The following is a 23,783-nucleotide window of genomic DNA, read 5'->3' on the forward strand; positions in this document are numbered from 1 at the left end:
CCGGTCGTTTAGTGACCAAGGATCTGGCTGAGGAACAACTTTGTACGATCCGATTTCGGATTGTTAAAGAATTCCTCGGGCTCGTTTTGCTCCACGATCTGCCCTTGGTCCATAAAGATAACGCGGTTGGCGACCTGACGGGCAAAGCCCATCTCGTGTGTCACGCACAACATGGTCATGCCCTCTTCCGCAAGCTCGATCATGGTGTCGAGCACCTCTTTGATCATCTCGGGGTCAAGCGCCGATGTCGGTTCATCAAACAACATGATACGTGGCTGCATGCACAGCGAACGGGCGATGGCCACACGTTGCTGTTGACCGCCCGAAAGCATACCGGGATATTTGTCGGCCTGCTCGGGGATTTTCACCTTTTCAAGGAAGTGCATCGCCAGTTCTTCGGCTTCCTTTTTAGGTGTTTTGCGGACCCACATGGGCGCAAGCGTGCAGTTTTCCAAAATGGTCAGATGCGGAAAGAGGTTGAAGTGTTGAAAACACATGCCCACTTCCGAACGGATTTTGTCAATGTTTTTGAGGTCCGAGGACAGCTCGGTGCCATCGACGATGATCTGACCCTGCTGGTGCTCTTCAAGGCGGTTGATACAGCGGATCATAGTGGATTTGCCGGAGCCGGACGGCCCCGCAATGACGATCCGCTCACCTTGATTAACCGTGAGGTTGATGTCGCGCAGGACGTGAAAATCACCATACCATTTGTTCATATTGGTAATCTGGATCGCGACTTCGTCGGAGACCTGCATATGGCTGCGGTCGATGGTGCGTTCTTGTACGAGAGACATGTTCTAGGTCTCCTTTCTTAATGGTGATCTGTGCGAAGCTTGCGCTCCAACCACTGCGAATATTGCGACATGGCGAAACAACTCGCCCAGAAAACGAGACCGATGAAGATGAAAAGCTCCCAATAAATCCCGTTCCATGCGGAGTTTGCACGAATGGCATTCGAGAGGCCGAGCATGTCAAAGATACCGATAAACATCACGAGCGTGGTGTCCTTGAACAGCCCGATAAAGGTGTTCACGATACCGGGAATGGAGATTTTCAACGCCTGTGGCATGATGATCAGACGCTGTGCTTTCCAGTAATCAAGGCCAAGCGCATCGGCCGCTTCATACTGTCCTTTGGGCAAGGCGGCGAGGCCGCCACGGATCACTTCGGCCATATAGGCAGAGGCGAACATCGTCACCATGATGATCACGCGGATGGTCAGGTCAAAATTGGTGTTCGGCGGCAAAAAGTAGTTGAGGATCAACGAGGCCGTGAACAGCAGTGTAATCAACGGCACCCCACGAATGAACTCGATAAAGCCGACGCAGATGATTTTGACAATGAACAGATCGGACTGGCGCCCGAGCGCCAGAATGACACCGATGGGCAACGACAAGGCGATCCCCGCAATGCCGATGATCACACAAATCATAAAGCCACCCAGTTCGCGGCTCTCGACCTCTTTCAGGTGGCCGATCGGAAGCAGGGATTCGACCCCGCCCATGACGGATGGCCCGATGAACAACCACCACACGACCGCCGCCAAAACCGCCCCGAACATCGCAGGCACGTCACCGTATCTGGCGAGGGCCGTCATCACGAGTGCGCCGATCGCGAAACCGATGGCGGCACCAACGGGACCCCAAACGGATCCGCCCCACACGAGCCAGACCATCAGGAACGGGAAGGCCAGAGAGATCCACAAAAGTTTGCGCGGCAAGGCGTCAAACAAGATCGGAGCAATAGCGGCGAGCATCAAAAAGAAGGCCAGATTGGCGCGCCAGTATTCCGTTTCAGGGTAGAATCCGTAGAGCAACTGATTCCACCGCTCGGTGAGAACCGCCCAACAGGCATAATGCGTGTTGCCGAATTTCGCATTCAGGATGTCGCGGCATTCAGACAGGCTTTCCGCGTGCCAGACACCGCCCACCATCCACGGCAACGATCCCGCAACGATGTTAAAGATAACGTAGATCGACACGAGGGTGAGAATGGAATTGAACCACCCCGAAAACAGGTTCTCGCGCACCCACCGGATTGCTCCGACCTGGGAACGTGGCGCGGGTTTTTGGTCAAGCATTGTGTCGCGAACATAGGCGACGGTTTGTGCATGTGTATCACTCATCTTACCGCTCCTTCAGCTTCACAGCTTTGTTGTAGAGGTTCATGCTCGACGAGATGAACAGCGACACAACAAGGTACATCAACATCATCAACAACATGGCTTCCAATTCACGCCCTGTGGTGTTGAGCGTTGTACCGCCCAGGGTCGAGCGCAGATCCATGTAGCCCACAGCGAGAGCGAGCGACGAGTTCTTGGTCAGGTTGAGGTATTGCGAGATGAGCGGCGGGATAATCACGCGCAGGGCTTGTGGCAGGATCACGAGGTTCATGGTCCGGGACGGGCGCAGGCCCAAGGCATAGGCGGCTTCCGTTTGGCCTTGTGAGACCGCGAGAATACCAGAGCGGACAATCTCGGCGATGTAGGATCCCGTGTAGAAACTCAACGCGAGCCAGAGTGCGAGCATCGAGTTGCGCAGGTGCAGACCACCGGTAAAGTTGAACCCTTTGAACTCGGGGTAGGACAGGCCGATCGGACGGCCCAAAATGAAATAGACCACAACAGATGGCACGACAAAGATCGCCAGCTTGATCCAGAATGTCGGCAAGATTTTGCCCGTGGCCTCAAAACGGCGCAGAGCGTATTTAGAGAACATCCACATGCCAAGAAGCGACAAGAGGAACGTGACAACCACAAAGGCCGAGTTCGCGCCCCAGACCGGCATCGGGATGTAGGTGCCACGATTGGTCACGGCGACACTGTCCCAAAGCCACATAGAGGCTGTTGCATCGGCCCCCTTAAAGGCCCGCGGGACGGGCAGGCTTTCGGACAGAACCGCCATAAAGGCCAGAATCCAGAGCAGCACCGGAATGTTGCGGAACGTCTCGACATAGACGGTCATGATTTTGGCGGTCAGCCAGTTTTTGGACAGGCGCAGCACGCCGGCAATAACGCCGATGACCGTCGCGAGGATGCAGCCCATAAACGCGACAAGAAGCGTGTTGAGCAACCCGACAACCGCCGCACGCAGGTGCGTGTCAGACGACACATACGGGATAAGACGTTGGTTGATGTCGTAGTTTGATGAATAGCCCAAGAAGCTAAAGTCAATATCTTTGCCAAGCGTTTCGAGATTGATGATCGTATTGCGGATCAAAAATGCGGCAAACATCATGAATACGAGCAACGCGATCACCTGAATCGTGATCGAACGGTAGCGCGTGTCGTAAATCAGCTGACTAAGGCGAAAGCCTTCGCCTTTCGGCGGATCAGTCATAGTCGTCATGTGAGACGGTCCCCTGTTTTCCCCTGATAGCCCCTCATTCAGTGCAGCTTGTATCCGCGACCGTGAAGAGTCTTGTTCTTATGCGGGATGGTAAATGATCGAAGGGCGCGGAAAGTTCCGCGCCCTTCTCTTTTCAGAAAAACTTAGCGGAAGGGTGGGGAGTAGACGAGACCGCCGTCTTTCCACTGGGCGTTCAGGCCGCGTGAGAGACCGATTGGTGTGCTCTCGCCAATGTTACGCTCGAAGCTTTCGCCGTAGTTGCCGACTTGGGTAATCACGTTGAGAGCCCAATCGTTTCCGACACCGAGCATCCCGCCCAGTTCGCCTTCGGACCCCAGGAGACGGTTGATCTCGGGGTTTTCGGTGCCCTGTGCCAGTTCGGCTGCGTTTGCGGATGTCACGCCGAGCTCTTCGGCGGAAACCATCGCATAGAGGGTCCAACGAACCAGATCACCCCATGCGCTGTCGCCGTGGCGAACGAGCGGGCCGAGCGGCTCTTTGGAAATGATTTCCGGAAGGACAACGTAGCCTTCGGGGTTTTCGAACGCGGAACGCGCAGCGGCCAACGCGGAGGCGTCGGTTGTGTACACGTCACATGCACCGGCAAGGAACTGTGTCTGGGCTTCGGTGAAGCTTTCCACGGGTACGGGTTCGTATTCCATGCCATTGACGCGGAAGTAGTCAGCAAGGTTGAGCTCGGTTGTTGTACCGGTCTCGATGCAGACGGTTGCGCCGGACAGTTCTTTCGCGGAGGACACGCCGAGGTCTTTGGGGACCATGAAGCCCTGACCGTCGTAGTAGTTTACGCCGACGAATGTGTTTTTCAGGTCCACATCGCGGGTGAATGTCCATGTGGTGTTGCGCGCGAGAACGTCGATTTCACCCGACGACAGCGCCGTGAAGCGGACAGCGGAGCTCAGCGGTGTGTATTCAACTTTTTCGGGATCGCCGAAGATTGCGGATGCAACAGCGCGGCAAAAGTCCACGTCAAAGCCTTTCCAAACGCCATTCGCGTCTGGGGCTGCGAAACCGGGTGTGCCGGTGTTCACGCCACACTTCAGCGCACCATGCTCTTTGACGGAGGCGAGTGTCGGGGAGCCACCATCCTGAGCCATTGCCGCGCCAGTCGCGAGACCGGCAATCGTCAGTGCGCTAAAAAATACGGATTTTTTCATTTTTACCTCTTCCTGATATTGCGCCCTTAACGGCGCTCTTTCCAACCGCTGTGCGGCCAGTGTCGTCATCGAATTGGGCGAACGCCCCTCCAATGCGTTAAGTTGAGAGGATTCATTCCAGATCGTCAAGGGCGCTATAAGGAAAACACATGTTTACTCTACGTCTACCTGAAACTAAGCCGCAAAAACCCCGATATTGAGACGGATTGCCCTAATTTTGGACCGCATGGTAAAATTCATGGGCACGCAAAAAACTCTCGCGTTTTATCGCGGCTTCGACTGCGGCGTCTTCGTCTTCGCCCCATTGTTCGATCTGAAACGTCTCGTCGAGGCGCGAAGCGTCCCAAAGCGCTTCGACAGGCCGGGCATTGCGGGTTGCGGCAAGCCCGATCACAAGGCTCCCCGACAAGGAGACCAGATCATGAAAGGCGGCCAGCTCAAATGCGGTCATCGCATCCACAACGGCGTGCAGGCGCGCAAGTGCGGCGGGCGATTGTGGAACGTGCATCACCCCCGCACGGGTTTCCAGACGTGCCCCGAATTCGGTTTCGGCCCAAACCAGAAGCGGGTTCCAGACCGCATCCTGACGCTCGATGAGAGCTTCGGGGAAAACGGCGCGGTAGCACAACAGATCGCTGTCGCCATAGTCGGCAATCATCGTGACCACCTCCGCATGGACCGATCCGATACGGTCGATGGCGACATTGGCACTGCGGGTTGCGGGCATTGTCTCCGGGTCGATTTTGCCGTCTTGCCCGTCCCATTCGGCCGCGATGAGGTCGGCAAAAGCTTGGGTCGGGACAATCAACGGGGCCTTGGCGGGGGTGCGCACGGGGCGTCCGTCAAGATGCACAGCAAATCCGTCCCCCTCGGGAACGACCGTTGTGTCTGTCCAAAACCGTTTCGCCGCCCAATCCGACATCGTGCCTAACCCTTCCAAATTTCATCAAGTGCCGCAGACAGCCCTGCAACGTCATCCAGTACACGTGCCGCCCCCGCACTCAAAAGCGCATAGCGCCCGTGATAGCCCCACAGCACACCAAGCCCGTGGCATTTCGCGGCGCGGGCCATCTCCATGTCGTATGTGGTGTCCCCCACGACAATCGTATCCGCCGCCGCAACATTCGCATCCGCGAGACAAGCCGCAACCATCGACGGGTTGGGTTTCGAGGGATGTTCATCGGCGCTTTGCGTACTGATAAACAGATCCGAAAACGCCCAGTCACCCATCAACGCATTCAACCCGCGTCGGCTATTTCCGGTCGCGATGGCCAAACACACATCCTCACGCGCCCCCAGGGTTCGCACCGCTGTCTCGATCCCCGCGTAGAGCGGGAACCCTGTCGCGCCCATGTCCAAACGGATGGCATTGAACGCATCCTTGTAGGCCGCGACCATCCGCGCACAGGTGTCCGTATCGGCCTGTGGCGCCAGATCCGCCACAGCATAGGGCAGAGACAGGCCAACGATCGACAGGATGGCATTGCGATCAGGACAGGGCAGGTTCACAGCCGCAAAGGCCGCCGTCATCGACGACACGATATGCGCCTGGCTATCGACCAAAGTGCCATCAACGTCGAAGATAACGAGCTTCATCAATGCAGCTCCTCGAAAGGATCAAGACTGGCGAGATCTTCGCTCCACCCGAAGGTGTCCCACGAGTGCGCCATATGCTCGGGCAGCGGCGCCGTGACCGTGATCGGTTTGCGCGTCACGGGATGTTCGAACGTCAATGAACGGGCGTGCAGGTGCAGTTTTTTGGAAATGATACCGCCCAGTTGTGCGCCCCATCCGTCGCCCATGTTTTCCTGACCGGAGCCCCCGTATTTGCCATCGCCGACAATCGGGTGGCCAATCTCGGCCATGTGGGCGCGCAACTGGTGCGTGCGGCCCGTGATCGGCTCCATCGCGACCCACGAGGCCCGCGAGGCCACACGGTAGAGCGTGGCGTAATGGGTGTGGGCGCGCTTGGCGCCTTCGGTGCTGTCAATTTCGCGCGGATGCACGGCGATCATCTTTTCGCCCTCACCGCCCTTGCCACGACCCCGGGCCTTGACCAGACCGTATTTGATCTCGCCGAGGTAGGGCGTTGGAACCCCCGCAACGAGCGCCCAATAGATCTTGCGCGTGTTGCGGTGGCGAAAGGCTTCGGTCAATTTGCTCGCCACCGCGGGCGTGCGGGCCAGAACCAGAACACCCGAGGTATCTTTGTCGAGACGATGCACGAGGCGCGGTTTTTCCGCAAAGTCCTCCTGAAGGGCGACCGACAAACCGTCGACGTGGCGCGTCTGTTTTGACCCGCCTTGCGTTGGAAGACCCGCAGGTTTGTTGATGACGATCAGGTGCGCATCCTTGTACAGTACACAGTCACGCATCATCGCCGCGTCCTTGTCGGACACGCGCGTGGTCTCTTTGGCGTAGGTCACATTGGTGTCGGGCAGCGGCGGAATGCGAATTTCCGTCCCCGGTCCGACCCGTGTGTTGGATTTGGCTTTCGCGCCATCCACACGCAGATCGCCCTTGCGGCACATCTTTTCAATCTGGCCTTGTTTGACCTGCGGGAACACCTTGCGCATCCACCGGTCAAGGCGCTGCTCTGGTTGGTCGTCATCAATAATGATGGTTTGGACACGGCTCATGCGTAAAAACTCCGTGCAGCGTATAGGCCGAGGGCAATTCCCCCGAGGGCGAGGACGAGTGTGCCGATCACATAGGCCGCTGCCAACCCGATCTCGCCGCGCTCGAATATCGTTATCGCATCAAGCGAAAACGCCGAATAAGTCGTAAAGCCGCCAAGAACGCCCGTCATGATGAGCGGGGCAAACCTGTTGCCGTTTTCATGGGCAAGAACCACGATGACCACCCCCATCAACACAGAGCCGACAAAGTTCACCGTCACGGTTCCCCACGGGAATCCCTTGCCCAACACACGCGCCATACCAAGCCCCGTCAGATAACGGGCCGAGGCGCCGATTGCGCCCCCGATGGCAACTTGAACAAGCGGTGTCATAGGTCAGGATCCTTTCCCGCCCGTCTTGGGTCGCAACGCGCTAGATGTCAACTCTCGCGCTGTTCGCGCAGTTTCTGGAAATAGGCCACCCGCTTGGCCAGATCCCGTTCGAACCCGCGCTCGACGGGGTGATAGAACTGGGTGCGCGGGAGCGTTTCGGGAAAGAAATTCTGACCCGAAAACCCGTCCTCGGCATCGTGGTCATAGGCGTATCCCGCACCGTATCCTTGGTCTTTCATCATCTGTGTCGGCGCGTTGAGGATATGTTTGGGCGGCGGTTCTGATCCGGTTTTGCGTGCGGCATCCCGCGCGGCCTTATAGGCCACGTAGCCCGCGTTGGTTTTGGGCGCGAGGGCGAGATAGATCACGGCCTGCGCCAAAGCCAGTTCGCCCTCGGGCGAGCCGAGCCGCTCAAAGGTTTGCCATGCGGTCAGGCAAATGGTTTGCGCCTGCGGATCTGCAAGCGCGATATCCTCAACCGACATGCGCAACAGGCGACGGGCGAGGTAACGGGGGTCCTCGCCGCCCTCCAACATCCGCCCGAACCAATAGAGCGCCGCGTCGGGGTCGGAACCGCGCACAGATTTGTGCAGCGCGGAAATCAGGTTGTAATGTTCGTCCCCCGATTTGTCGTATTTCGCCGCGCGGCGCATCAGGCGCTTGGCAAGTTCACCGGCGTCGAGGTCGCCCGTCACCGTCCACGCCATAATTTGCTCGATCAGGTTTAAAAGCGTGCGCCCGTCGCCGTCCGCCATCTCCCAAAGGGCGCGTTTCGCACCCTCATCAAGCGGCATCTTGCGGCCCAACTCGTGTTCGGCCCGGGCGCCAAGCCTGGCCAGATCGTCGACACTCAAACGCGTGAGCACCATAACTTGCGAGCGCGATAGCACAGCGGCGTTCAATTCGAACGACGGGTTCTCTGTGGTCGCCCCGACGAGCAAAATTGTCCCATCCTCCATATGGGGCAAAAACGCATCTTGCTGCGCTTTGTTAAAGCGGTGGATCTCGTCCACAAACAGCAATGTCCCCTGCCCGTTCGTCGCCCGCAGCTTTGCGGCCTCAAACACTTTGCGCAGCTCCGGAACACCGGAAAATATCGCGGAAATCTGGACAAAGGCGAGGTCGGTTTCATGCGCCAGAAGACGGGCGATGGTGGTTTTCCCGACCCCGGGCGGCCCCCAGAAGATGATGGAGGACAAGGAACCGGAGGACAGCATCACGCCGAGCGGCGCATCGGCGCCAAGCACCTGTTGTTGCCCGATAACATCGGCCAACACCTTGGGTCGCAAACGGTCCGCCAAGGGACGGGTGGTGGCGTCAGGCGCCGCAGCGGCAGTGTGGGGGGCGAAAAGATCACTCATGGCGCAATCCTACGCGGTTGCCCCGCGACAGGGAAGTGTCCGCCGCACCGATCACGTTGCGAATTACAACAGCCTGATATCTTTGGCTTTCTGGATTGCCTCGGAGGTGGTGCGGGCCATCAGGCGCTCGCGTGCCGATACCAAACGCGCCTTTAGGGCGCTTTCGGAAATGCCAAGTTTCGAGGCCGCGGCGGCATAGCGGTCCCCGGACGCGATGCAACGCAGGGCCTGTACCTGCGCGGGGGTCAATTGCTGACGCGGTTCGGACACCTGATGAAGAATGCGGGCAATTTTAGCAATTTCTTTCATCTCTGCGTCCGTAAATTCGCGATCGGCCCGCGCAGAGGCGACGATCGAGCGGGAGCGCACCTCGCCACACGACACCGACACACCGTATTTAAGACCGTAATCCGCCGCCTGTCCCATGATGTTGAACGGGTCAGGCAATCCCGTCTCGCTCCACCGCGTTGTCCCCTCACAGCTCAGCCCCCATGCGATCATCGGGTCGCGCAAAGCAAAGGCGTTGATGGTGTAATGTTCGATCCAGTCGGACGGATAGGACAGGTCCATAAAGAGCGGCGACGCGTAGCGGATGTGAAGCGCAGTCGAGTATCCGGAGGGACTAAGCCCACCCAACTTCGAGAGCAGGCGGGTCATTTCTGCGGGGCTACTCATATGCAATTCTACCTTATTTACACGACTGGCACTAAATCTTTACACATCGAACACGGACCTTGGACAGGGGTGGCGATATTGATTTGGGGGCGGCCATTCAGGCACCGGACCGCGGACATATGTTCAAAAACGCGGCACCAAAACCACCGTCACACTGCATTCGCGGCCGGTGCAGAGTGGCGACTGTCGCTTTGAAAATCAAGAAATAACTTGGCCCCATGCCCTTACGACATAGTAAAAAGCCCCGCCGGTGAGGCGAGGCTTTCCGATCTTGGTCTGGTCGAAGAGATTAATCTTCTTCGGCGTAGGCGGCCTCTTCAGCAGCTAGGCGGGCTTTGTCAGCGGCACCTTTTGCAGCCGGATCGCGGTCAACCAGTTCGATGATGGCCATAGGCGCCATGTCACCATAACGGAAGCCGGCCTTGAGAACGCGGGTGTAGCCACCGGGGCGATCTGCGTAGCGCGGGCCGAGAATTTCAAAGAGTTTCGCAACATCTTTGTCCTGCTTGAGCACTGCGGCAGCCTGACGGCGGGCGTGAAGATCGCCACGTTTGCCGAGGGTGATCAGCTTGTCCATGATGCGCTTGAGCTCTTTGGCTTTTGGCAACGTGGTTTTGATCTGCTCGTGCTCGATGAGCGAGCCGGACATGTTTGCAAAGAGCGCCTTGCGGTGCTCGTGGGTACGGTTGAGGCGGCGGTAGCCTTTTGCGTGACGCATTTGGTATCTCCTAAATCGTCGTTTTGCTTTGTCTGACCGGCGATGCGTGTCACCGGCTCTCCTTGGGGCCACATACACATGAATGCGACCCGCTTGTTCAAAACTTACAAGACTTCGAGGCAGTCCCTTTCACCTCTTGCAAGACTTTGTGACCCGACGTTCAAGCACGTCTGCGGTCGAATCCGGCCCCGAAACAGCGTCCCGAGGCCGAAAATTCTTTAGAACTGGTCTTCGAACTTTTTGGCCAGATCTTCGATGTTTTCAGGTGGCCACTCTTCGACGTCCATGCCGAGGTGCAGACCCATGCCCGAAAGCACTTCTTTGATCTCGTTGAGCGACTTGCGGCCGAAGTTCGGCGTGCGCAGCATTTCTGCTTCGGTCTTCTGAATGAGATCGCCGATGTAGACGATGTTGTCGTTCTTGAGGCAGTTTGCCGAACGCACAGACAATTCCAACTCGTCCACTTTCTTGAGCAGCAGCGGGTTGAATTCGAGGCCGTCGTCTTCTTCCTGGCGACCGGCCGCTTCGGGCTCGTCGAAGTTCACGAAGATGCCGAGCTGATCCTGAAGAATGCGCGCAGCGAAAGCCACGGCGTCCTCGGGGGTCACGGACCCGTCGGTTTCTATTTTCAGCGTGAGTTTGTCATAGTCGAGCACCTGACCTTCGCGGGTCGGCTGCACGTCGTAGGACACTTTTTTCACAGGCGAATAGATCGCATCCACAGGAATGAGGCCAATCGGCGCATCCTCTGGTTTGTTCTTATCGGCGGCGACGTAGCCCTTGCCGGTGTTGACGGTCAGTTCCATGAACAGATCGGCACCATCGTCGAGGTGGCAAATCACGTGGTCTTTGTTGAGAACCTCGATACCGGCGCTTTCGGAGATGTCACCGGCGGTGACAACGAGAGGACCCTTTGCGGAGATGGAAAGACGCTTTGGCCCTTCGACTTCCATGCGCAGAGCCACGCCTTTGAGGTTGAGGATCACATCGGTGACATCTTCGCGGACGCCGGCGATGGAGGAAAATTCGTGCAGAACGTTGTCGATCTGAACAGAGGTGATCGCCGCACCTTGCAGCGACGACATCAGAACGCGGCGCAATGCGTTGCCCAACGTCAGGCCGAAGCCGCGCTCGAGCGGTTCAGCGATGATGGTGGCTTGACGTGCCGGCTCGTTGCCGGGCTTCACTTCAAGCTGCTGGGGTTTAATGAGCTCGGCCCAATTCTTGTGGATCATGCAGTAGCCTCCATGCTTGTTTCTCGTCCATGTCCGTAAGCGAGAAACGTCCCGAGGGATCTAAAAACGCAAAAACGGACCGCGCACAGAATGGTGCGCGATCCATAAATAGTTCGCTGTGATTACACGCGGCGACGCTTTGGTGGGCGGCAGCCGTTGTGCGCCATTGGCGTCACGTCACGAATGGATGTGATGTTGAAGCCGGCAGCGGCGAGTGCGCGAAGCGCGGACTCACGACCAGAGCCTGCGCCCTGCACTTCGACTTCGAGGGTTTTAACGCCGTGATCCTGCGCCTTTTTACCCACGTCTTCCGCAGCCATCTGAGCGGCGTAAGGGGTGGATTTGCGCGAGCCTTTGAAGCCCATGGTGCCAGCAGACGACCAAGCGATCGCGTTGCCCTGCACGTCTGAGATCAGGATTTTGGTGTTGTTGAAGGTCGAATTCACGTGAGCAACGCCGGAGGCGATGTTCTTGGAGACCTTTTTCTTGGTCGTACGACGAGTATCGCGTGCCATTGATCAGATCTCCCTTATTTCTTCTTACCGGCAATGGCCTTTGCGGGGCCTTTGCGAGTGCGAGCGTTGGTGTGTGTACGCTGACCGCGTACGGGGAGGTTGCGACGGTGACGCAGGCCACGGTAGCAGCCGAGATCCATCAGGCGTTTGATGTTCATCTGCGTTTCGCGACGCAGGTCACCTTCTACGGTGTAGTTGGCGTCGATGTGCTCGCGGACAGCAAGAACTTCGGCGTCGGACAATTCGTTCACACGACGGGTGAGATCGATGCCTACGGCTTCGCAGATGGCTTCAGCAGAGGTGCTGCCGATACCGGTGATATAGGTGAGGGCGATTGGAACCCGCTTTGCAGTCGGGATGTTTACGCCGGCGATACGTGCCACGTGGTATTTCCTTTTCGTTGCGGTTCCGTAAGTCCAGAACCTTTTTTCACAACGTCAAACCCGCGGGTATCTCGACCTGCGGGCGTCAGCTGAATTCTATGATCATCGCGTCGGGAGCGACCCGTTTGCGAATCTTTAATCCCAGGAGGGATGATGTGCCATACGGAGGTTTTGGCGGACCGTCAAGGGCATGTCCGCCTCATCCCCTACAGCGTTGTGATTTTCGCCGCGTTCAAAAGGCGCTTGATCACGGCGGGCCAGTAGATGAAGTAGGCCAAGCCGAGCGTTACAATGGACAAAAGCAACCAGACGAGCGCGTGGCCCAAGACGTCACCAAAGGTAACCTCGACACTCACCCGCCCGATTTTCTCGCCATCGGAATCCAGAACATAGGTGCGGTTCAGGGGCGCTTTCAAAAAGTAGTAGGGCATCACGAACAGCGCCAGACCCAAGGTTACGATCGTCAACAGGATCCAGATGACCAGTTGGCCGATGGCTTCCGAGACTGAAAATTCACATTTGAATTGTTTTCCAAGCACCCTGCATACTCCTCGTACTTTAATGTCTGTTTTTAGGTGGCAAAGCGCCGTGGAGCAACGAAAAAAGGCGCCGCAGATGCGACGCCTCGTTTCAGAGTTCGGGTCGATGTCGCGGTTACGCGAGCGCCTTGGCGATGTCGGATGCAACGTCGTCGACGCCTTGCAGGCCGTCAACGGTGCGCAGATCCCCGCGGGCGTAGTAGTAGCCGATCAGGGGAGATGTCTTTTTGTAGTATTCCATCAGACGGGTTTTGAGGCTGTCCTCATTGTCGTCTGCGCGGGCCTTGCCACCTGCGGCAACCGCCTCTTTCGCGCGGTTGACGATCCGGTGGACCAACGCGCTGTCGTCCACTTCCAACTGGATCACCGCTTCGAGTTGGGCGCCGTTGCGCGACAAAAGCTCGTTGAGCGCGTCTGCTTGGCCCAGGGTGCGGGGAAAGCCGTCAAAGATGAAACCCGCGGCATTGCCCTGTTGGATTTTCTCTTCGATCAGGCCGATTACGATTTCATCCGTAACCAGTTGCCCTGCGTCCATAATTGCGGCGACTTTATTGCCCATATCGGTGCCCGACGTGCGGGCCTCCCGAAGCATGTCACCCGTTGACAGCTGCACCATGCCGCGCTCCTCCACGAGGCGTTGTGCTTGCGTCCCTTTTCCCGCGCCAGGCGGTCCAAGCAGAATAATATTCATCGTCTTGCGGTCCCTTTCTTGCTGCGCTTCCTCCCGCGCAGCTGCGACTTTTCGATCAGCCCCTCATACTGGTGGGCCAGCAGATGAGACTGGATTTGCTGAATCGTATCCATCGTAACGGAAACAACGATCAGAACCGACGTCCCCCCGAAGTAGAAGGGGATCGCGAACTGGGACCGCAGAATTTCAGGCAGCAAACAGACGGCTGCGAGGTAGGCGGACCCGAGGACGAGGACACGCGCGACGATATAGTCGAGGTGCTCTTCGGTTTTCTTCCCCGGACGGATGCCCGGAATGAAGCCGTTTTGGTTTTTCAGGTTCTGCGCGATGTCGTCGGTTTTGAACGACACGTTGGCAGTGTAGAAATAGGCGAAGAAGACGATCATCGCCGTGAAAAACAAGAAGTAGAGCGGCTGCCCCGGACCGAAGTAGGCCAGAAGTGTCGACATGACGGGACCAAGATCGCCCTGACCCGAGAAGGTCGCGATGGTGGTCGGCAACAGCAAAAGAGAGGAGGCGAAAATCGCGGGAATCACACCTGCGGGGTTCACCTTGATCGGCAGGTGGCTCGATTGCGCGTCATAGACCTTCATGCCCTGCTGACGGCGCGGGTACTGGATGTGGACCTTGCGCAACGAGCGCTCCATGAACACCACAAAGGCGATCACGGCCACGACCATAACGATCACGAACAAGATCACGAACGGCGAAATCGCTCCCGAACGGCCCGAGGCAAAGAATTGCGCCAAGGCACTGGGGATTTCGGCGACGATCCCGACGAAGATGATCAAAGAGATCCCGTTGCCGATACCGCGTTGGGTGATTTGCTCACCGAGCCACATCAGGAACATGGTGCCGCCAACGAGGGTGATGATCACACCCGCACGGAAATACCACCCCGCCTCATGCGCCAGATCACCGGCCTCAAGCGACGCGGCCAAACCGTAGGCCTGAAACAGCGCCAGAAGCACGGTGCCGTAGCGGGTGTACTGGTTGATCTTTTTGCGACCCGCGTCGCCCTCTTTCTTGAGCTGCTCAAGGGAGGGAACCATCGCCGTCAAAAGCTGTACGATGATCGATGCGGAGATATACGGCATGATCCCGAGCGCAAAGATGCCCATCCGGCCCAATGCACCGCCCGTAAACATCGACAGGATACCGCCGATACCTGCGGAGGCTTGCTCCATAAAATCACGGAGCGCGTTGCCGTCGATGCCCGGCACGGGGATATATGTGCCAAGACGATAGACGATCAACAGACCGAGGGTGAATACTATACGCTGACGAAGCTCTTTGGCCTTCCCAAGGGTGCCCCAGTTGAGGTTCGACGCCATCTGTTCTGCTGCGGATGCCATTTAGGTCTCTCTATTCACGAACAGCGCCGCCTCATCGGTTTCCCGACAGGCGGCGCTTGGAAAACTTACAAGCTGATGTAAGGGGCGAGGCCCCTCACCACAACCCTTATTCGGCTGCCGCTTCGGCCTTGACTGCTACGGTGAGCGTGCCGCCCGCCTTTTCAACAGCCTCGATCGCGGATGCGGAGGCGCCAGTGACGTTGAGCGTCAGCTTGGATTTGACGTCGCCTTTGGCGAGAACGCGGATGCCGTCAAGCTTGCGGCGCACGAGGCCGGACGCGACGAGTGCATCTTCGTTGATCTCGACTTTGGCGTCGAGTTTGCCTTCGGTCACGAATTTCTCGATGAGACCGAGGTTCACAACAGCGAATTTTTTGCGGTTCGGTTTGTTAAAGCCGCGCTTTGGAAGGCGTTGGTAGAGGGGCATCTGGCCGCCTTCGTAGCCTTTGATCGCTACACCCGAACGGGATTTCTGACCTTTGATACCACGGCCACCCATTTTACCGGTGCCGGAACCTGGACCACGACCAACGCGTTTGCGGGATTTTGTGGCGCCTGCGTTGTCACGCAATTCATGTAGCTTCATGTCGCTTCTCCTTTGCCGGAACTGCCCTCCAGCGACGGAGTGGGCAAACACGGCTTACAAATGTTGATTCTTAACGGACTGATGCCCGACTGGGGGCGTATAAACGGCGGGGGATTGCTTGGCAAGTGGGGGCGTCAATCGGAAGCAGAACTCTCCTTTTTCATTTTCAAAAAATGTCGTTTTGCTTTTGGTTTCAGTTCATCCAAATGAAATTTGAGTTCTTCTATATAGTGTTCAAACTCAGCATAGTTTTCTACTTCGTGAGTTAGCAAAATCGAGTCGCCAGTTGACTCATGTCTATGCCAACTCTTCAATTCTACGTTCAGTGCGGCCCAACCGCTCCCATACTTCCCCTCCACAACATCAAAGATATTTTGTCCTACAAACATTGATTTTTTGTCTTTACTCTTGACCATACCATGCTCCACTTCAACTTAAGTCATTCCGCAATGTTATATGGGCGGCGTAATCTGTCCAGAAAATTAATGGTTTGTAGATTGACCTGATAGACGCACTCATCCCGAGTCGCGCCTAGTCACGCTTTGAGGCCGAGGAGGCCCTCAGGGCAAAGGCTATTCCGCCGCAGACCAGTGCGCAGGCGATCACGGCTCGGGGGGTGAGGGGCTCTCCGAGCAGGGCTATGCCCGCGCCGAGTGCGATCACCGGGACCGAGAGTTGCGCCAGTGCCGCCGTGGTTGCGCCAAGTTGCGGCAACAAGCGATACCAGAGCGCATAGCCCAAACCGGACGTCAGCGCGCCCGAGACACTGGCCGTGATCACCCCCTGCATGGCAAGCGGCTCGCCGCCCACAAACGGCAGGCACAGGATCGCCGCGAGCGGCAGCGCGTAGGCGAAATTCCATGCGGTGGCGGCAAGCGGGTCGGACACGCGGGTGCCGATCAGGGAATAGATCCCCCATCCCAGTGCCGCGCCGAGCATCAGCGCGACGGCCCCAAGGGGCATCTGCACGACGCCTGTCGGCCAGACGAGGACGCACAGCCCGCCAAGCGAGATCGCCATGCCGAGCCATCGCCGCGCGGCGATGGTTTGTCCCGACCAGAAGGCCCCGAGGAACATGGTGAGTTGCACGCCGCCGAACAGCAGCAACGCGCCCACACCGGCGTCAAGCGATACATAGGCGAACGAAAACCCGACGATATAGGCGGTCAGTGCCGCAACGGTGGCGATGTTGGGCGTGGGGCGTGGGGGACGGCGGTTGCGGCCTTGCGCCCGCAGGAGGGCCAACAGGACAACCGCCCCTGAGGCGAGGCGGATCAGGGCAAACCCTGCGGGACCGATATCCCCGCCCGACAATCCGACACGGTTGAGGATCGAATTGGCGGCAAAAGCCACCATGGCGAGGGCCGTCAGGAGAAAGAGGTTCATCGGGCGGGCTCCGGTGGCAGACCGTTCAGTCGTGGGTGTCAGGCGGCCACCTTAGGGGGTGTGCGCAATGGAAACCGCCCGCTCATAGGGCGCGAGCGGGCGGGGATGTCAATCGGTATGGGGCTGCGCCCTATCCGAGTTCGCCGTCTTTATACCACGGGGCAAATCTGACTTCGGAGGCCCCGCCGACCAGTTCGGCAAAATGCGCGGGGTCCTGAGTGCCATCGTCGCGGCCACGGTAGTGATACGGGTAGACGTAGGCGGGTTTAAAGGTCGCCACCGCCTCCGCCGCCTGTTCCGCCGTCATTGTGAACGGCAGGTTCATGCACAGGAAACACAGGTCGATATCGGTCAGGGCGAGCATCTCGGGCGTGGGTTCGGTATCGCCCGAAATATAGGTCCGGAACCCGTCGATGGACAGGACATAGCCGTTGTCGCGCCCCGTGGGGTGGAAATTCATCCGGTCTTCGGTGGTGTTATGCGCGGGGATTGCGTCGATGGTGACACCGCCCCATGTGTGACTGTCGCCATTGGCCATCGCCATCGCGCCGTCTTTGAGGCTCTCGGGCAGCATATCGCGCACGGCGGGGTTAACGATCAGCGGCGCGGTGCCTTTGAGGGCGGCGAGGGTGTCGGCATTGTAGTGGTCGCCGTGTTCGTGGGTGACAAGGATGAGATCGGCGGCGGGCAGGTCGGCATAGTCCGCCGCGTCGCCCACGGGATCGACGTAGATCACCCCTGCGGGGGTTTGCATCACAAAGGAGGCATGGTGGACGGGGTGGATCGTCACGGCCCCGTCCGCAAAGCTGTCGGCCATGTGGTGTTCGGCGCGGGCGGCAAACGGCAGCACGGTGATGATCCCGCCTGCGGCAGCGTGGGTAAGAAACGAGCGGCGTGTGTGCGTCATGAGAGTGTCTCCCTGTTGTGTTATCCGCAAAATATAGGGCGCGGGGACGCGGGAGCAAATCAAGTTCGGGTGAGAGCGGCGTGGGTCAGATGCAAAACGCCCCGCCGGTGAGGGCGAGGCGTTCAAGTCCGTCGACAGGGAGGGTGGTCGTCGCGGTCGATCAGCGGTTGGACGCGAGGGTGCGCGACAGGGTTTCGATCTGGCCACGGGCCAAGCCGATGTCATTCAACATCTGATCGTCAAGACGTGCCAACGCGCGATATGTGACGCGATAGGCCGACCAACGGCGCAGCGGAGCCAACACGGCGTCCAAAAGAACGCGGGAGGGTGATTGACCGAACGCAACGGCCCGTGAGGAGGAAATAAACGCCATTGTGAGCGGTCCTATACATGATGCTTTCGTGCAGGAGTTGCACGGATTGCGCTCATCTAGAGAGAACCGTTGCGTTTGACTTCCCCCTATTTGGGACTAGCCGATATGCAAATCCTGCACAAATAACGGGCGGTTTGGAAACTCGCTAATTGTGGGGAGGGCCGCAGGCCGGACACCGTGGGCACGCGGGACTGAAACGCGCGATCAGAGGGGGGGCGATTGGCACCGTCAGACAGCTGCGGGAACGGCACGTGCGGGCGGACAAACGCAAAACGCCCCGCGGCAGGACCACGGGGCGTTGTAGAGGTATATGCGTTAAGACTTAGCCGCGCTCTTCGATGATCGTGACGAGGTGGGGAATGGAATCCACCATGCCGCGTACGGAAGGTGTATCTTCCAATTCGCGGGTCTTGTGCATTTTGTTGAGGCCGAGACCCACAAGTGTCGCACGCTGTTTGGCGGGGCGACGAATCGGGGAACCGATCTGTTTTACAACGATAGTTTTAGCCATGTGTCCGTCTCCTTACGCTTCAGCGGTTTCAGCAACCGGAGCATCATCCTTGCGGAGGATTTCGGCGACTTTTTTGCCACGACGCTGAGCCACGGAACGGGGGGAGGCTTCTTTACGAAGGCCGTCCAACGTCGCGCGGATCATGTTGTAGGGGTTCTGGGACCCGGTGGATTTCGCAACAACGTCCTGAATGCCGAGCATTTCGAACACGGCGCGCATTGGACCACCGGCGATGATACCGGTACCCTGTGGGGCGGTCCGCATCACAACGCGACCGGCGCCGTGGCGACCTTCCATGTCGTGGTGCAATGTGCGGCCCTCTTTGAGCGCAACGCGGATCATCTGGCGCTTGGCTTGCTCGGTGGCTTTGCGAATGGCCTCGGGGACCTCTTTCGCTTTACCTTTACCAAAGCCAACGCGGCCTTTTTGGTCGCCAACAACGACGAGTGCGGCGAAGCCGAAACGCTTACCACCCTTCACGGTTTTGGAAACGCGGTTGATCGCGACCAGGCGATCAGCAAATTCTGGTGTTTCTTCACGATCGCGGCGTGGGCCACGACGGTTTTCACGTTCTGCCATAGAACTATCCTTTTAAGGTGGCGCATTGCGCGCCGCTAATCTCGATCGCAGTGACGGGCGCAACTGGCGCGCCCGACCTGGATCATCGGGGGGACGAAACCCCGTCCCCCACATGTGCTTTAGAACTTCAAGCCACCTTCACGGGCCGCTTCGGCCAAGGCCTTCACTTTACCGTGGAAGAGAAAACCGCCGCGGTCGAAGTAACATACTTCGTGGCCGGCTTTCTTGGCGCGCTCTGCCAGTGCTGCGCCAACTTTGGCAGCAGCGGCGACATTGTTCGTTCCGACCACGCCGAGATCTTTCTCGAGCGAGGATGCGGACGCGAGGGTTACACCCTGAACGTCGTCGATCAGCTGGGCGCTGATGTTCTTGTTGGAGCGATGGATCGACAAGCGGAGCTTGCCGACATTGCTCTTGCGAAGTTTGTTCCGGACGCGCAGGCGGCGCTTCAAGAACAGGTCTCTTTTGCTGTTTGCCATTTTGAGCGTCCTTACTTCTTCTTACCTTCTTTGCGGAAGATGTACTCGTCTTTGTACTTGATACCTTTGCCTTTATAGGGCTCGGGCTTGCGCCATTCACGGATGTTTGCCGCGACTTGGCCGACGAGTTGTGCGTCAGCACCTTCCACAACGATTTCAGTCTGTTTCGGGGCGGTAACGGTTACACCGTCAGGCACCTCGAAGTTGACCTCGTGCGAGTAACCGAGAGACAATTTCAGGGTGTTGCCCTGCATTGCCGCACGATAACCAACACCGTTGATTTCGAGTTCTTTTTTGAAGCCGTCAGACACACCGGTCACCAAGTTGGCGATGACTGTGCGCGACATGCCCCACTGCTGACGAGCACGTTTGGAGCTGCCACGGGGTGTGACAGTAATAACGTTATCGCCGAGCGTCAGGGTGACGTCATCAGTTGCGGTGAAGGAAAGGGTTCCTTTGGAACCTTTAACTTCGATGGTCTGGCCGGAGACAGTAGCGGTTACGCCACTGGGCAGGTCGACCGGTTTTTTACCAATACGAGACATTGCGCGCTCCTTAGAAGACCGTGCAAAGCACTTCGCCGCCAACATTGTTGGCACGAGCGTTTGCGTCCGACATCACACCCTTGGGGGTGGAGACAATCGACACACCGAGGCCCTGACGGACCGTTGGGATGTCTTTAACACCGAGGTATACGCGACGGCCGGGCGTGGAAACACGCTTCAGCTCACGAATAACAGGGGTGCCTTCGTAGTACTTGAGGCTGATTTCGAGGGTCGCGTGACCGTTGACATCAGTGCCACCTTCGTAACCGCGGATGTAGCCCTCATCGAGCAGCACATCGAGGACCCATGCACGCAGCTTGGACGCTGGTGTAGAGACCACGGATTTGCCGCGCATTTGAGAGTTGCGGATGCGGGTAAGCATATCGCCGATAGGATCGTTCATAATATCTCTCCCTTACCAGCTCGATTTCACCATACCGGGGATCTGGCCATTCGAGCCCAGTTCCCGCAGCATGATCCGGCTGACCTTGAGCTTACGGTAGTAAGCGTGAGGACGGCCCGTCAACTGACAGCGGTTATGCAAACGGGTAGCCGAGCTGTTGCGCGGCAGGTCTGCAAGCTTCAGGGAGGCGCGGAAACGCTCTTCCATCGGCTTCTCTTGATCATAGATGATCTCTTTGAGAGCGGCACGTTTGGCAGCATATTTTGCCACCAATTTCTCGCGCTTGACCTCTCGTGCGATCATGGATTTCTTAGCCATGTGTCTAAACTCCTCGCGCGATTAGCTGTTGAAGGGCATGTTGAACGCGGTCAACAGGCTCTTGGCTTCAGCGTCGGTTTTCGCCGTGGTGGCGATTACAACGTCCATACCCCAAACTTCGTCGACTTTGTCGAAGTTGATTTCGGGGAACACGATGTGCTCCTTGATGCCCATGGCGTAGTTGCCACGGCCGTCAAAGGATTTGCCGGATACGCCGCGGAAGTCGCGGATACGAGGCATAGCAATCGTGATCAGACGATCGAGGAATTCATACATACGGTCGCCACGCAGGGTGACTTTCGTACCAAGAGGCATGTCTTCACGAACGCGGAAACCAGCGATGGATTTCTTGGCGATTGTGGTGAGTGCCTTTTGACCGGCGATGGCGGTGAGATCTTCCTGAGCGGATTTCGCTTTTTTGGAATCACGCACAGCTTCAGCGCCGCAACCGATGTTGAGAACGATTTTGTCCAGACGCGGGATCATCATATCGTTTTTGTAGCCGAACTCTTCTTTGAGCGTGGCACGAATGGTGTCCTTGTAGAGCGACTTGAGACGCGGGGTGTAGGTGTCAGCGTCGAGCATCAGATTACGTCCCCTGTCGTTTTGGCGAAGCGCACTTTTTTCTCGTCTTCGAATTTGAAGCCGACGCGCGTTGCTTTGCCGTTTTTGTCAAGAAGTGCGAGGTTCGACAGGTCGATGGGCATAGCGACCGGCTGACGGCCCCCGTTTTCACCTTGTGTCGGTTTCGCGTGGCGGATGGCGACGTTTACGCCTTCCACAATGGCTTTGCCTTTGGAGGGGTTGATGGACGCGATTTCGCCCTTTTTACCCTTGTCCTTACCGGCAAGTACGACGACTTTATCGCCTTTACGGAGTTTAGCAGCCATTACAGCACCTCCGGAGCAAGCGAGATGATCTTCATAAAGTTTTTGGCGCGAAGCTCGCGAACAACCGGTCCAAAGATACGTGTACCTACGGGCTCGTTGTTGTTGTTGAGGATCACGGCAGCGTTGCGATCGAAACGGATCGCTGTGCCATCATCACGACGAACTTCTTTGGCTGTGCGAACGACGACGGCTTTACGCACGTCCCCTTTTTTCACACGGCCGCGCGGAATGGCTTCTTTCACCGAAACGACGATGATGTCACCCACGGACGCATAACGACGGTGCGAACCGCCGAGGACCTTGATGCACTGAACACGGCGAGCGCCGCTGTTGTCAGCTACATCCAGATTGGTCTGCATCTGGATCATTTAGTTTCTCCCGACCTATGAGGTGGCCTGCAGCGGCCAAGTTCCCCAGGGTTTCGATTAAGCTGGGAGGAAGCCCGTTCAAACTGAATTAAACGAGAACTTCCCAGCGCTTGGTTTTCGACTTTGGCGCACATTCCTGAATACGGACGGCATCACCAACGTTGAACTGGTTCGTTTCGTCGTGAGCCCGGTATTTTTTGGACTTACGGATGGTCTTTTTGAGAACCGGGTGCTTGAAGCGACGCTCCACAGACACGGTTACAGTTTGTTCGTTCTGGTTCGAGGTTACGACCCCGGAAAGAATACGCTTAGGCATAGGTGTCGCTCCTTATTCAGCCGCTGCTGCGGCTTTTTCGTTCAGAATAGTTTTCACAAGCGCGGCCGAACGGCGGGCTTTGCGAATCTGAGCGGTGTTTTCGAGCTGACCCGTGGCCTGCTGGAAGCGCAGGTTAAAGGATTCTTTCTTCAGGTTTGCCAATTCTTCGCGGAGCTGATCCGGCGTTTTGGCACGCATTTCTTGGGCGTTCATGTTCGCCTCTCCTTCGTTCCTAGTGGCACTGGTAGGCGCCCGTTTCGGGGTAACCATCGGCCCAGTGGGTTATGTCAAAGCACACGACTCCCCTGACGGGGAATCTGCGCGATGCCGCTCTATAGGGGATGCAATCACGCGGGGCAAGCGAAAGCTTAGGATTTATTGGGGTGCGGAGCCGTTCAGGACAGGACGCGCCCCGCACGCCCCCTCACCCGAACACGCGATCCTGAAACCAAAGGATCGACGGGTAGGCACAGATCCAGATCCAGAAGAAGCGGTTGAGGCCAAAGAACAGCGCATTGGACAGATGAAAACACGCCGCCACCAAAAGCCCCGCCATGAGGGCAAGCGGATGGAGCAAGGTGAGCGGAAAGGCCAGTTCGAACCCCATGACGCCCCATGACATCCCCCACAGCACGCGCGGGCGACCGGCCCATTCGCGCAGCCGCTCCGACACGGGATAGGCCGAAAAGCGGAACACATCGGTCAGCGCCGCGCCGGAGCGCCATTCGGGCCGGATCACCTTGACATAGCCCGACACGAAATAGGACAGGGTCAGTTGCGCCGCGAGATAGGCCATGGCCAGTTCGCGGGTTCGATCGGTGGGCGCAAGGTGGTAGGCGCCAAGACAGGCAATGATCAGCAGCGTCATTTTGGATGATCCGCCATTATACGGCCCCTGAAACCGGTGCAGCATCCCCAGTTCAACGGCAAAGAGCGCCCCGATGGCCAGTCCCGCGCTGCCGCCCAAAAGCAAGCCAAGCGCGATCAGGACGCGGGTGCCAAAGATCAGACGCTCTGTACCCGCACGGGTCATGTGTTCGGCACTTTGTTGAATGATGGCAAGGGACAGCAACACCTCGGTGAGGCGCACGGTGTCGGCCAGCGACAGGGCCATA

The 23,783-nt window shown here is 57.7% G+C and carries 34 protein-coding genes; all 34 read right to left on the reverse strand.

Going from position 1 to position 23,783, the window contains the following annotated elements; all coding sequences use genetic code 11:
• Positions 1-8: 8 nt before the first annotated feature.
• The 34 genes from ACN0Q0_RS11750 to ACN0Q0_RS11915 all read right to left on the reverse strand — a co-directional run bounded on the left by ACN0Q0_RS11750 (position 9) and on the right by ACN0Q0_RS11915 (position 23,782).
• Complete coding sequence (locus ACN0Q0_RS11750; RefSeq protein WP_417243585.1) at positions 9-797, reverse strand: amino acid ABC transporter ATP-binding protein; 789 nt, start codon at positions 795-797, stop codon at positions 9-11.
• Between the two features lie 17 nt (positions 798-814).
• Positions 815-2,128: an amino acid ABC transporter permease gene (locus ACN0Q0_RS11755; protein ID WP_417243586.1), complete on the reverse strand. Its 1,314-nt coding sequence runs from the start codon at positions 2,126-2,128 to the stop codon at positions 815-817.
• A 1-nt stretch (position 2,129) separates the two neighbouring features.
• Positions 2,130-3,350: an amino acid ABC transporter permease gene (locus ACN0Q0_RS11760; protein ID WP_417243587.1), complete on the reverse strand. Its 1,221-nt coding sequence runs from the start codon at positions 3,348-3,350 to the stop codon at positions 2,130-2,132.
• 143 nt (positions 3,351-3,493) lie between these two features.
• The gene (locus ACN0Q0_RS11765; RefSeq protein ID WP_417243588.1) at positions 3,494-4,525 is read right to left on the reverse strand and encodes an amino acid ABC transporter substrate-binding protein; all 1,032 of its coding nucleotides are present in this window, start codon (positions 4,523-4,525) and stop codon (positions 3,494-3,496) included.
• A 211-nt stretch (positions 4,526-4,736) separates the two neighbouring features.
• The gene (locus tag ACN0Q0_RS11770) at positions 4,737-5,447 is read right to left on the reverse strand and encodes an ATP12 family chaperone protein (RefSeq protein ID WP_417243589.1); all 711 of its coding nucleotides are present in this window, start codon (positions 5,445-5,447) and stop codon (positions 4,737-4,739) included.
• A 5-nt stretch (positions 5,448-5,452) separates the two neighbouring features.
• Positions 5,453-6,121: an HAD-IA family hydrolase gene (locus tag ACN0Q0_RS11775; RefSeq protein WP_417243590.1), complete on the reverse strand. Its 669-nt coding sequence runs from the start codon at positions 6,119-6,121 to the stop codon at positions 5,453-5,455.
• Positions 6,121-7,164: an RluA family pseudouridine synthase gene (locus ACN0Q0_RS11780; RefSeq protein ID WP_417243591.1), complete on the reverse strand. Its 1,044-nt coding sequence runs from the start codon at positions 7,162-7,164 to the stop codon at positions 6,121-6,123. Before ACN0Q0_RS11780 ends, ACN0Q0_RS11775 begins: the two co-directional genes overlap by 1 nt.
• Entirely contained in the window at positions 7,161-7,535 is a 375-nt protein-coding gene (crcB, locus tag ACN0Q0_RS11785) for a fluoride efflux transporter CrcB (protein ID WP_417243592.1), read from the reverse strand. Before crcB ends, ACN0Q0_RS11780 begins: the two co-directional genes overlap by 4 nt.
• Positions 7,536-7,582: 47 nt before the next feature.
• The gene (locus ACN0Q0_RS11790) at positions 7,583-8,896 is read right to left on the reverse strand and encodes a replication-associated recombination protein A (protein WP_417243593.1); all 1,314 of its coding nucleotides are present in this window, start codon (positions 8,894-8,896) and stop codon (positions 7,583-7,585) included.
• 63 nt (positions 8,897-8,959) lie between these two features.
• Positions 8,960-9,571: an autoinducer binding domain-containing protein gene (locus ACN0Q0_RS11795; RefSeq protein WP_417243594.1), complete on the reverse strand. Its 612-nt coding sequence runs from the start codon at positions 9,569-9,571 to the stop codon at positions 8,960-8,962.
• A gap of 289 nt (positions 9,572-9,860) precedes the next feature.
• Positions 9,861-10,289 (reverse strand): 50S ribosomal protein L17, encoded by a 429-nt coding sequence (rplQ, locus tag ACN0Q0_RS11800; RefSeq protein ID WP_417243595.1) that lies wholly within the window; start codon positions 10,287-10,289, stop codon positions 9,861-9,863.
• Between the two features lie 218 nt (positions 10,290-10,507).
• On the reverse strand, positions 10,508-11,524 hold the full coding sequence (locus ACN0Q0_RS11805; protein WP_417243596.1) for a DNA-directed RNA polymerase subunit alpha: 1,017 nt from the start codon (positions 11,522-11,524) through the stop codon (positions 10,508-10,510).
• Positions 11,525-11,646: 122 nt separating this feature from the next.
• The gene (gene rpsK / locus ACN0Q0_RS11810; protein ID WP_062220444.1) at positions 11,647-12,039 is read right to left on the reverse strand and encodes a 30S ribosomal protein S11; all 393 of its coding nucleotides are present in this window, start codon (positions 12,037-12,039) and stop codon (positions 11,647-11,649) included.
• A gap of 14 nt (positions 12,040-12,053) precedes the next feature.
• The gene (rpsM, locus tag ACN0Q0_RS11815; protein ID WP_417243597.1) at positions 12,054-12,422 is read right to left on the reverse strand and encodes a 30S ribosomal protein S13; all 369 of its coding nucleotides are present in this window, start codon (positions 12,420-12,422) and stop codon (positions 12,054-12,056) included.
• A 206-nt stretch (positions 12,423-12,628) separates the two neighbouring features.
• Positions 12,629-12,961: a DUF6693 family protein gene (locus ACN0Q0_RS11820; RefSeq protein WP_417243598.1), complete on the reverse strand. Its 333-nt coding sequence runs from the start codon at positions 12,959-12,961 to the stop codon at positions 12,629-12,631.
• A gap of 115 nt (positions 12,962-13,076) precedes the next feature.
• A complete protein-coding gene (locus ACN0Q0_RS11825) occupies positions 13,077-13,652 on the reverse strand; it encodes an adenylate kinase (RefSeq protein WP_417243599.1) in 576 nt (191 codons plus the stop codon).
• The gene (secY, locus tag ACN0Q0_RS11830) at positions 13,649-15,007 is read right to left on the reverse strand and encodes a preprotein translocase subunit SecY (RefSeq protein WP_417243600.1); all 1,359 of its coding nucleotides are present in this window, start codon (positions 15,005-15,007) and stop codon (positions 13,649-13,651) included. Before secY ends, ACN0Q0_RS11825 begins: the two co-directional genes overlap by 4 nt.
• A 106-nt stretch (positions 15,008-15,113) precedes the next feature.
• The gene (gene rplO / locus ACN0Q0_RS11835; protein WP_417243601.1) at positions 15,114-15,593 is read right to left on the reverse strand and encodes a 50S ribosomal protein L15; all 480 of its coding nucleotides are present in this window, start codon (positions 15,591-15,593) and stop codon (positions 15,114-15,116) included.
• Between the two features lie 134 nt (positions 15,594-15,727).
• Positions 15,728-16,009, reverse strand: coding sequence for a hypothetical protein (locus tag ACN0Q0_RS11840; protein WP_417243602.1), 282 nt, complete (start codon positions 16,007-16,009; stop codon positions 15,728-15,730).
• A gap of 115 nt (positions 16,010-16,124) precedes the next feature.
• Positions 16,125-16,979, reverse strand: a complete 855-nt coding sequence (locus ACN0Q0_RS11845; protein ID WP_417243603.1) for a DMT family transporter — start codon at positions 16,977-16,979, stop codon at positions 16,125-16,127.
• Between the two features lie 130 nt (positions 16,980-17,109).
• Positions 17,110-17,886, reverse strand: coding sequence for an MBL fold metallo-hydrolase (locus ACN0Q0_RS11850; protein ID WP_417243604.1), 777 nt, complete (start codon positions 17,884-17,886; stop codon positions 17,110-17,112).
• A gap of 160 nt (positions 17,887-18,046) precedes the next feature.
• A complete protein-coding gene (locus ACN0Q0_RS11855; RefSeq protein WP_417243605.1) occupies positions 18,047-18,259 on the reverse strand; it encodes a DUF1127 domain-containing protein in 213 nt (70 codons plus the stop codon).
• Positions 18,260-18,581: 322 nt separating this feature from the next.
• On the reverse strand, positions 18,582-18,770 hold the full coding sequence (rpmD, locus tag ACN0Q0_RS11860) for a 50S ribosomal protein L30 (RefSeq protein ID WP_417243606.1): 189 nt from the start codon (positions 18,768-18,770) through the stop codon (positions 18,582-18,584).
• A 12-nt stretch (positions 18,771-18,782) separates the two neighbouring features.
• On the reverse strand, positions 18,783-19,349 hold the full coding sequence (gene rpsE / locus ACN0Q0_RS11865) for a 30S ribosomal protein S5 (protein ID WP_417243607.1): 567 nt from the start codon (positions 19,347-19,349) through the stop codon (positions 18,783-18,785).
• Positions 19,350-19,468: 119 nt separating this feature from the next.
• Entirely contained in the window at positions 19,469-19,828 is a 360-nt protein-coding gene (gene rplR, locus ACN0Q0_RS11870; protein WP_417243608.1) for a 50S ribosomal protein L18, read from the reverse strand.
• An 11-nt stretch (positions 19,829-19,839) separates the two neighbouring features.
• Positions 19,840-20,373 carry a 50S ribosomal protein L6 gene (rplF, locus tag ACN0Q0_RS11875; protein ID WP_417243609.1) on the reverse strand — a complete coding sequence of 178 codons (534 nt, stop codon included), beginning with the start codon at positions 20,371-20,373 and terminating at the stop codon, positions 19,840-19,842.
• Between the two features lie 10 nt (positions 20,374-20,383).
• Positions 20,384-20,776, reverse strand: coding sequence for a 30S ribosomal protein S8 (gene rpsH, locus ACN0Q0_RS11880; protein ID WP_417243610.1), 393 nt, complete (start codon positions 20,774-20,776; stop codon positions 20,384-20,386).
• Positions 20,777-20,788: 12 nt separating this feature from the next.
• On the reverse strand, positions 20,789-21,094 hold the full coding sequence (gene rpsN / locus ACN0Q0_RS11885) for a 30S ribosomal protein S14 (protein ID WP_417243611.1): 306 nt from the start codon (positions 21,092-21,094) through the stop codon (positions 20,789-20,791).
• Between the two features lie 21 nt (positions 21,095-21,115).
• The gene (gene rplE / locus ACN0Q0_RS11890) at positions 21,116-21,679 is read right to left on the reverse strand and encodes a 50S ribosomal protein L5 (RefSeq protein WP_417243612.1); all 564 of its coding nucleotides are present in this window, start codon (positions 21,677-21,679) and stop codon (positions 21,116-21,118) included.
• A complete protein-coding gene (gene rplX, locus ACN0Q0_RS11895) occupies positions 21,679-21,984 on the reverse strand; it encodes a 50S ribosomal protein L24 (protein WP_417243613.1) in 306 nt (101 codons plus the stop codon). The genes rplE and rplX overlap by 1 nt, the downstream gene beginning before the upstream one ends.
• On the reverse strand, positions 21,984-22,352 hold the full coding sequence (gene rplN / locus ACN0Q0_RS11900; protein ID WP_007255210.1) for a 50S ribosomal protein L14: 369 nt from the start codon (positions 22,350-22,352) through the stop codon (positions 21,984-21,986). The genes rplX and rplN overlap by 1 nt, the downstream gene beginning before the upstream one ends.
• Positions 22,353-22,440: 88 nt before the next feature.
• Positions 22,441-22,668: a 30S ribosomal protein S17 gene (gene rpsQ, locus ACN0Q0_RS11905; protein WP_417243614.1), complete on the reverse strand. Its 228-nt coding sequence runs from the start codon at positions 22,666-22,668 to the stop codon at positions 22,441-22,443.
• Positions 22,669-22,680: 12 nt separating this feature from the next.
• Positions 22,681-22,881 (reverse strand): 50S ribosomal protein L29, encoded by a 201-nt coding sequence (rpmC, locus tag ACN0Q0_RS11910; protein WP_417243615.1) that lies wholly within the window; start codon positions 22,879-22,881, stop codon positions 22,681-22,683.
• A gap of 211 nt (positions 22,882-23,092) precedes the next feature.
• Positions 23,093-23,782 (reverse strand): HTTM domain-containing protein, encoded by a 690-nt coding sequence (locus ACN0Q0_RS11915; protein ID WP_417243632.1) that lies wholly within the window; start codon positions 23,780-23,782, stop codon positions 23,093-23,095.
• Position 23,783 lies beyond the last annotated feature (1 nt).

Origin of the sequence: Celeribacter sp., from assembly GCF_048259695.1 — a bacterium.
GTDB lineage: Bacteria > Pseudomonadota > Alphaproteobacteria > Rhodobacterales > Rhodobacteraceae > Celeribacter.

Bases quoted from the DNA above. Each gene is read 5' to 3' on its own strand.
- crcB (WP_417243592.1), bottom strand. From the start codon at position 7,535: ATGACACCGCTTGTTCAAGTTGCCATCGGGGGCGCAATCGGCGCCTCG.
- secY (WP_417243600.1), bottom strand. From the start codon at position 15,007: ATGGCATCCGCAGCAGAACAGATGGCGTCGAACCTCAACTGGGGCACC.
- rpmC (WP_417243615.1), bottom strand. From the start codon at position 22,881: ATGAACGCCCAAGAAATGCGTGCCAAAACGCCGGATCAGCTCCGCGAA.
- rpsH (WP_417243610.1), bottom strand. From the start codon at position 20,776: ATGAACGATCCTATCGGCGATATGCTTACCCGCATCCGCAACTCTCAA.
- ACN0Q0_RS11760 (WP_417243587.1), bottom strand. From the start codon at position 3,350: ATGACGACTATGACTGATCCGCCGAAAGGCGAAGGCTTTCGCCTTAGT.
- rplN (WP_007255210.1), bottom strand. From the start codon at position 22,352: ATGATCCAGATGCAGACCAATCTGGATGTAGCTGACAACAGCGGCGCT.
- rpsQ (WP_417243614.1), bottom strand. From the start codon at position 22,668: ATGCCTAAGCGTATTCTTTCCGGGGTCGTAACCTCGAACCAGAACGAA.
- ACN0Q0_RS11765 (WP_417243588.1), bottom strand. From the start codon at position 4,525: ATGAAAAAATCCGTATTTTTTAGCGCACTGACGATTGCCGGTCTCGCG.
- ACN0Q0_RS11855 (WP_417243605.1), bottom strand. From the start codon at position 18,259: ATGGCGTTTATTTCCTCCTCACGGGCCGTTGCGTTCGGTCAATCACCC.
- rplE (WP_417243612.1), bottom strand. From the start codon at position 21,679: ATGCTCGACGCTGACACCTACACCCCGCGTCTCAAGTCGCTCTACAAG.
- rpsN (WP_417243611.1), bottom strand. From the start codon at position 21,094: ATGGCTAAGAAATCCATGATCGCACGAGAGGTCAAGCGCGAGAAATTG.
- ACN0Q0_RS11840 (WP_417243602.1), bottom strand. From the start codon at position 16,009: ATGGTCAAGAGTAAAGACAAAAAATCAATGTTTGTAGGACAAAATATC.
- ACN0Q0_RS11825 (WP_417243599.1), bottom strand. From the start codon at position 13,652: ATGAATATTATTCTGCTTGGACCGCCTGGCGCGGGAAAAGGGACGCAA.
- rplF (WP_417243609.1), bottom strand. From the start codon at position 20,373: ATGTCTCGTATTGGTAAAAAACCGGTCGACCTGCCCAGTGGCGTAACC.
- ACN0Q0_RS11790 (WP_417243593.1), bottom strand. From the start codon at position 8,896: ATGAGTGATCTTTTCGCCCCCCACACTGCCGCTGCGGCGCCTGACGCC.
- rplX (WP_417243613.1), bottom strand. From the start codon at position 21,984: ATGGCTGCTAAACTCCGTAAAGGCGATAAAGTCGTCGTACTTGCCGGT.
- ACN0Q0_RS11755 (WP_417243586.1), bottom strand. From the start codon at position 2,128: ATGAGTGATACACATGCACAAACCGTCGCCTATGTTCGCGACACAATG.
- rpmD (WP_417243606.1), bottom strand. From the start codon at position 18,770: ATGGCTAAAACTATCGTTGTAAAACAGATCGGTTCCCCGATTCGTCGC.
- rplQ (WP_417243595.1), bottom strand. From the start codon at position 10,289: ATGCGTCACGCAAAAGGCTACCGCCGCCTCAACCGTACCCACGAGCAC.
- ACN0Q0_RS11795 (WP_417243594.1), bottom strand. From the start codon at position 9,571: ATGAGTAGCCCCGCAGAAATGACCCGCCTGCTCTCGAAGTTGGGTGGG.
- rplO (WP_417243601.1), bottom strand. From the start codon at position 15,593: ATGAAGCTACATGAATTGCGTGACAACGCAGGCGCCACAAAATCCCGC.
- ACN0Q0_RS11845 (WP_417243603.1), bottom strand. From the start codon at position 16,979: ATGAACCTCTTTCTCCTGACGGCCCTCGCCATGGTGGCTTTTGCCGCC.
- ACN0Q0_RS11770 (WP_417243589.1), bottom strand. From the start codon at position 5,447: ATGTCGGATTGGGCGGCGAAACGGTTTTGGACAGACACAACGGTCGTT.
- ACN0Q0_RS11915 (WP_417243632.1), bottom strand. From the start codon at position 23,782: ATGGCCCTGTCGCTGGCCGACACCGTGCGCCTCACCGAGGTGTTGCTG.
- rplR (WP_417243608.1), bottom strand. From the start codon at position 19,828: ATGGCAAACAGCAAAAGAGACCTGTTCTTGAAGCGCCGCCTGCGCGTC.
- ACN0Q0_RS11850 (WP_417243604.1), bottom strand. From the start codon at position 17,886: ATGACGCACACACGCCGCTCGTTTCTTACCCACGCTGCCGCAGGCGGG.
- ACN0Q0_RS11750 (WP_417243585.1), bottom strand. From the start codon at position 797: ATGTCTCTCGTACAAGAACGCACCATCGACCGCAGCCATATGCAGGTC.
- rpsK (WP_062220444.1), bottom strand. From the start codon at position 12,039: ATGGCACGCGATACTCGTCGTACGACCAAGAAAAAGGTCTCCAAGAAC.
- rpsE (WP_417243607.1), bottom strand. From the start codon at position 19,349: ATGGCAGAACGTGAAAACCGTCGTGGCCCACGCCGCGATCGTGAAGAA.
- ACN0Q0_RS11780 (WP_417243591.1), bottom strand. From the start codon at position 7,164: ATGAGCCGTGTCCAAACCATCATTATTGATGACGACCAACCAGAGCAG.
- ACN0Q0_RS11805 (WP_417243596.1), bottom strand. From the start codon at position 11,524: ATGATCCACAAGAATTGGGCCGAGCTCATTAAACCCCAGCAGCTTGAA.
- ACN0Q0_RS11775 (WP_417243590.1), bottom strand. From the start codon at position 6,121: ATGAAGCTCGTTATCTTCGACGTTGATGGCACTTTGGTCGATAGCCAG.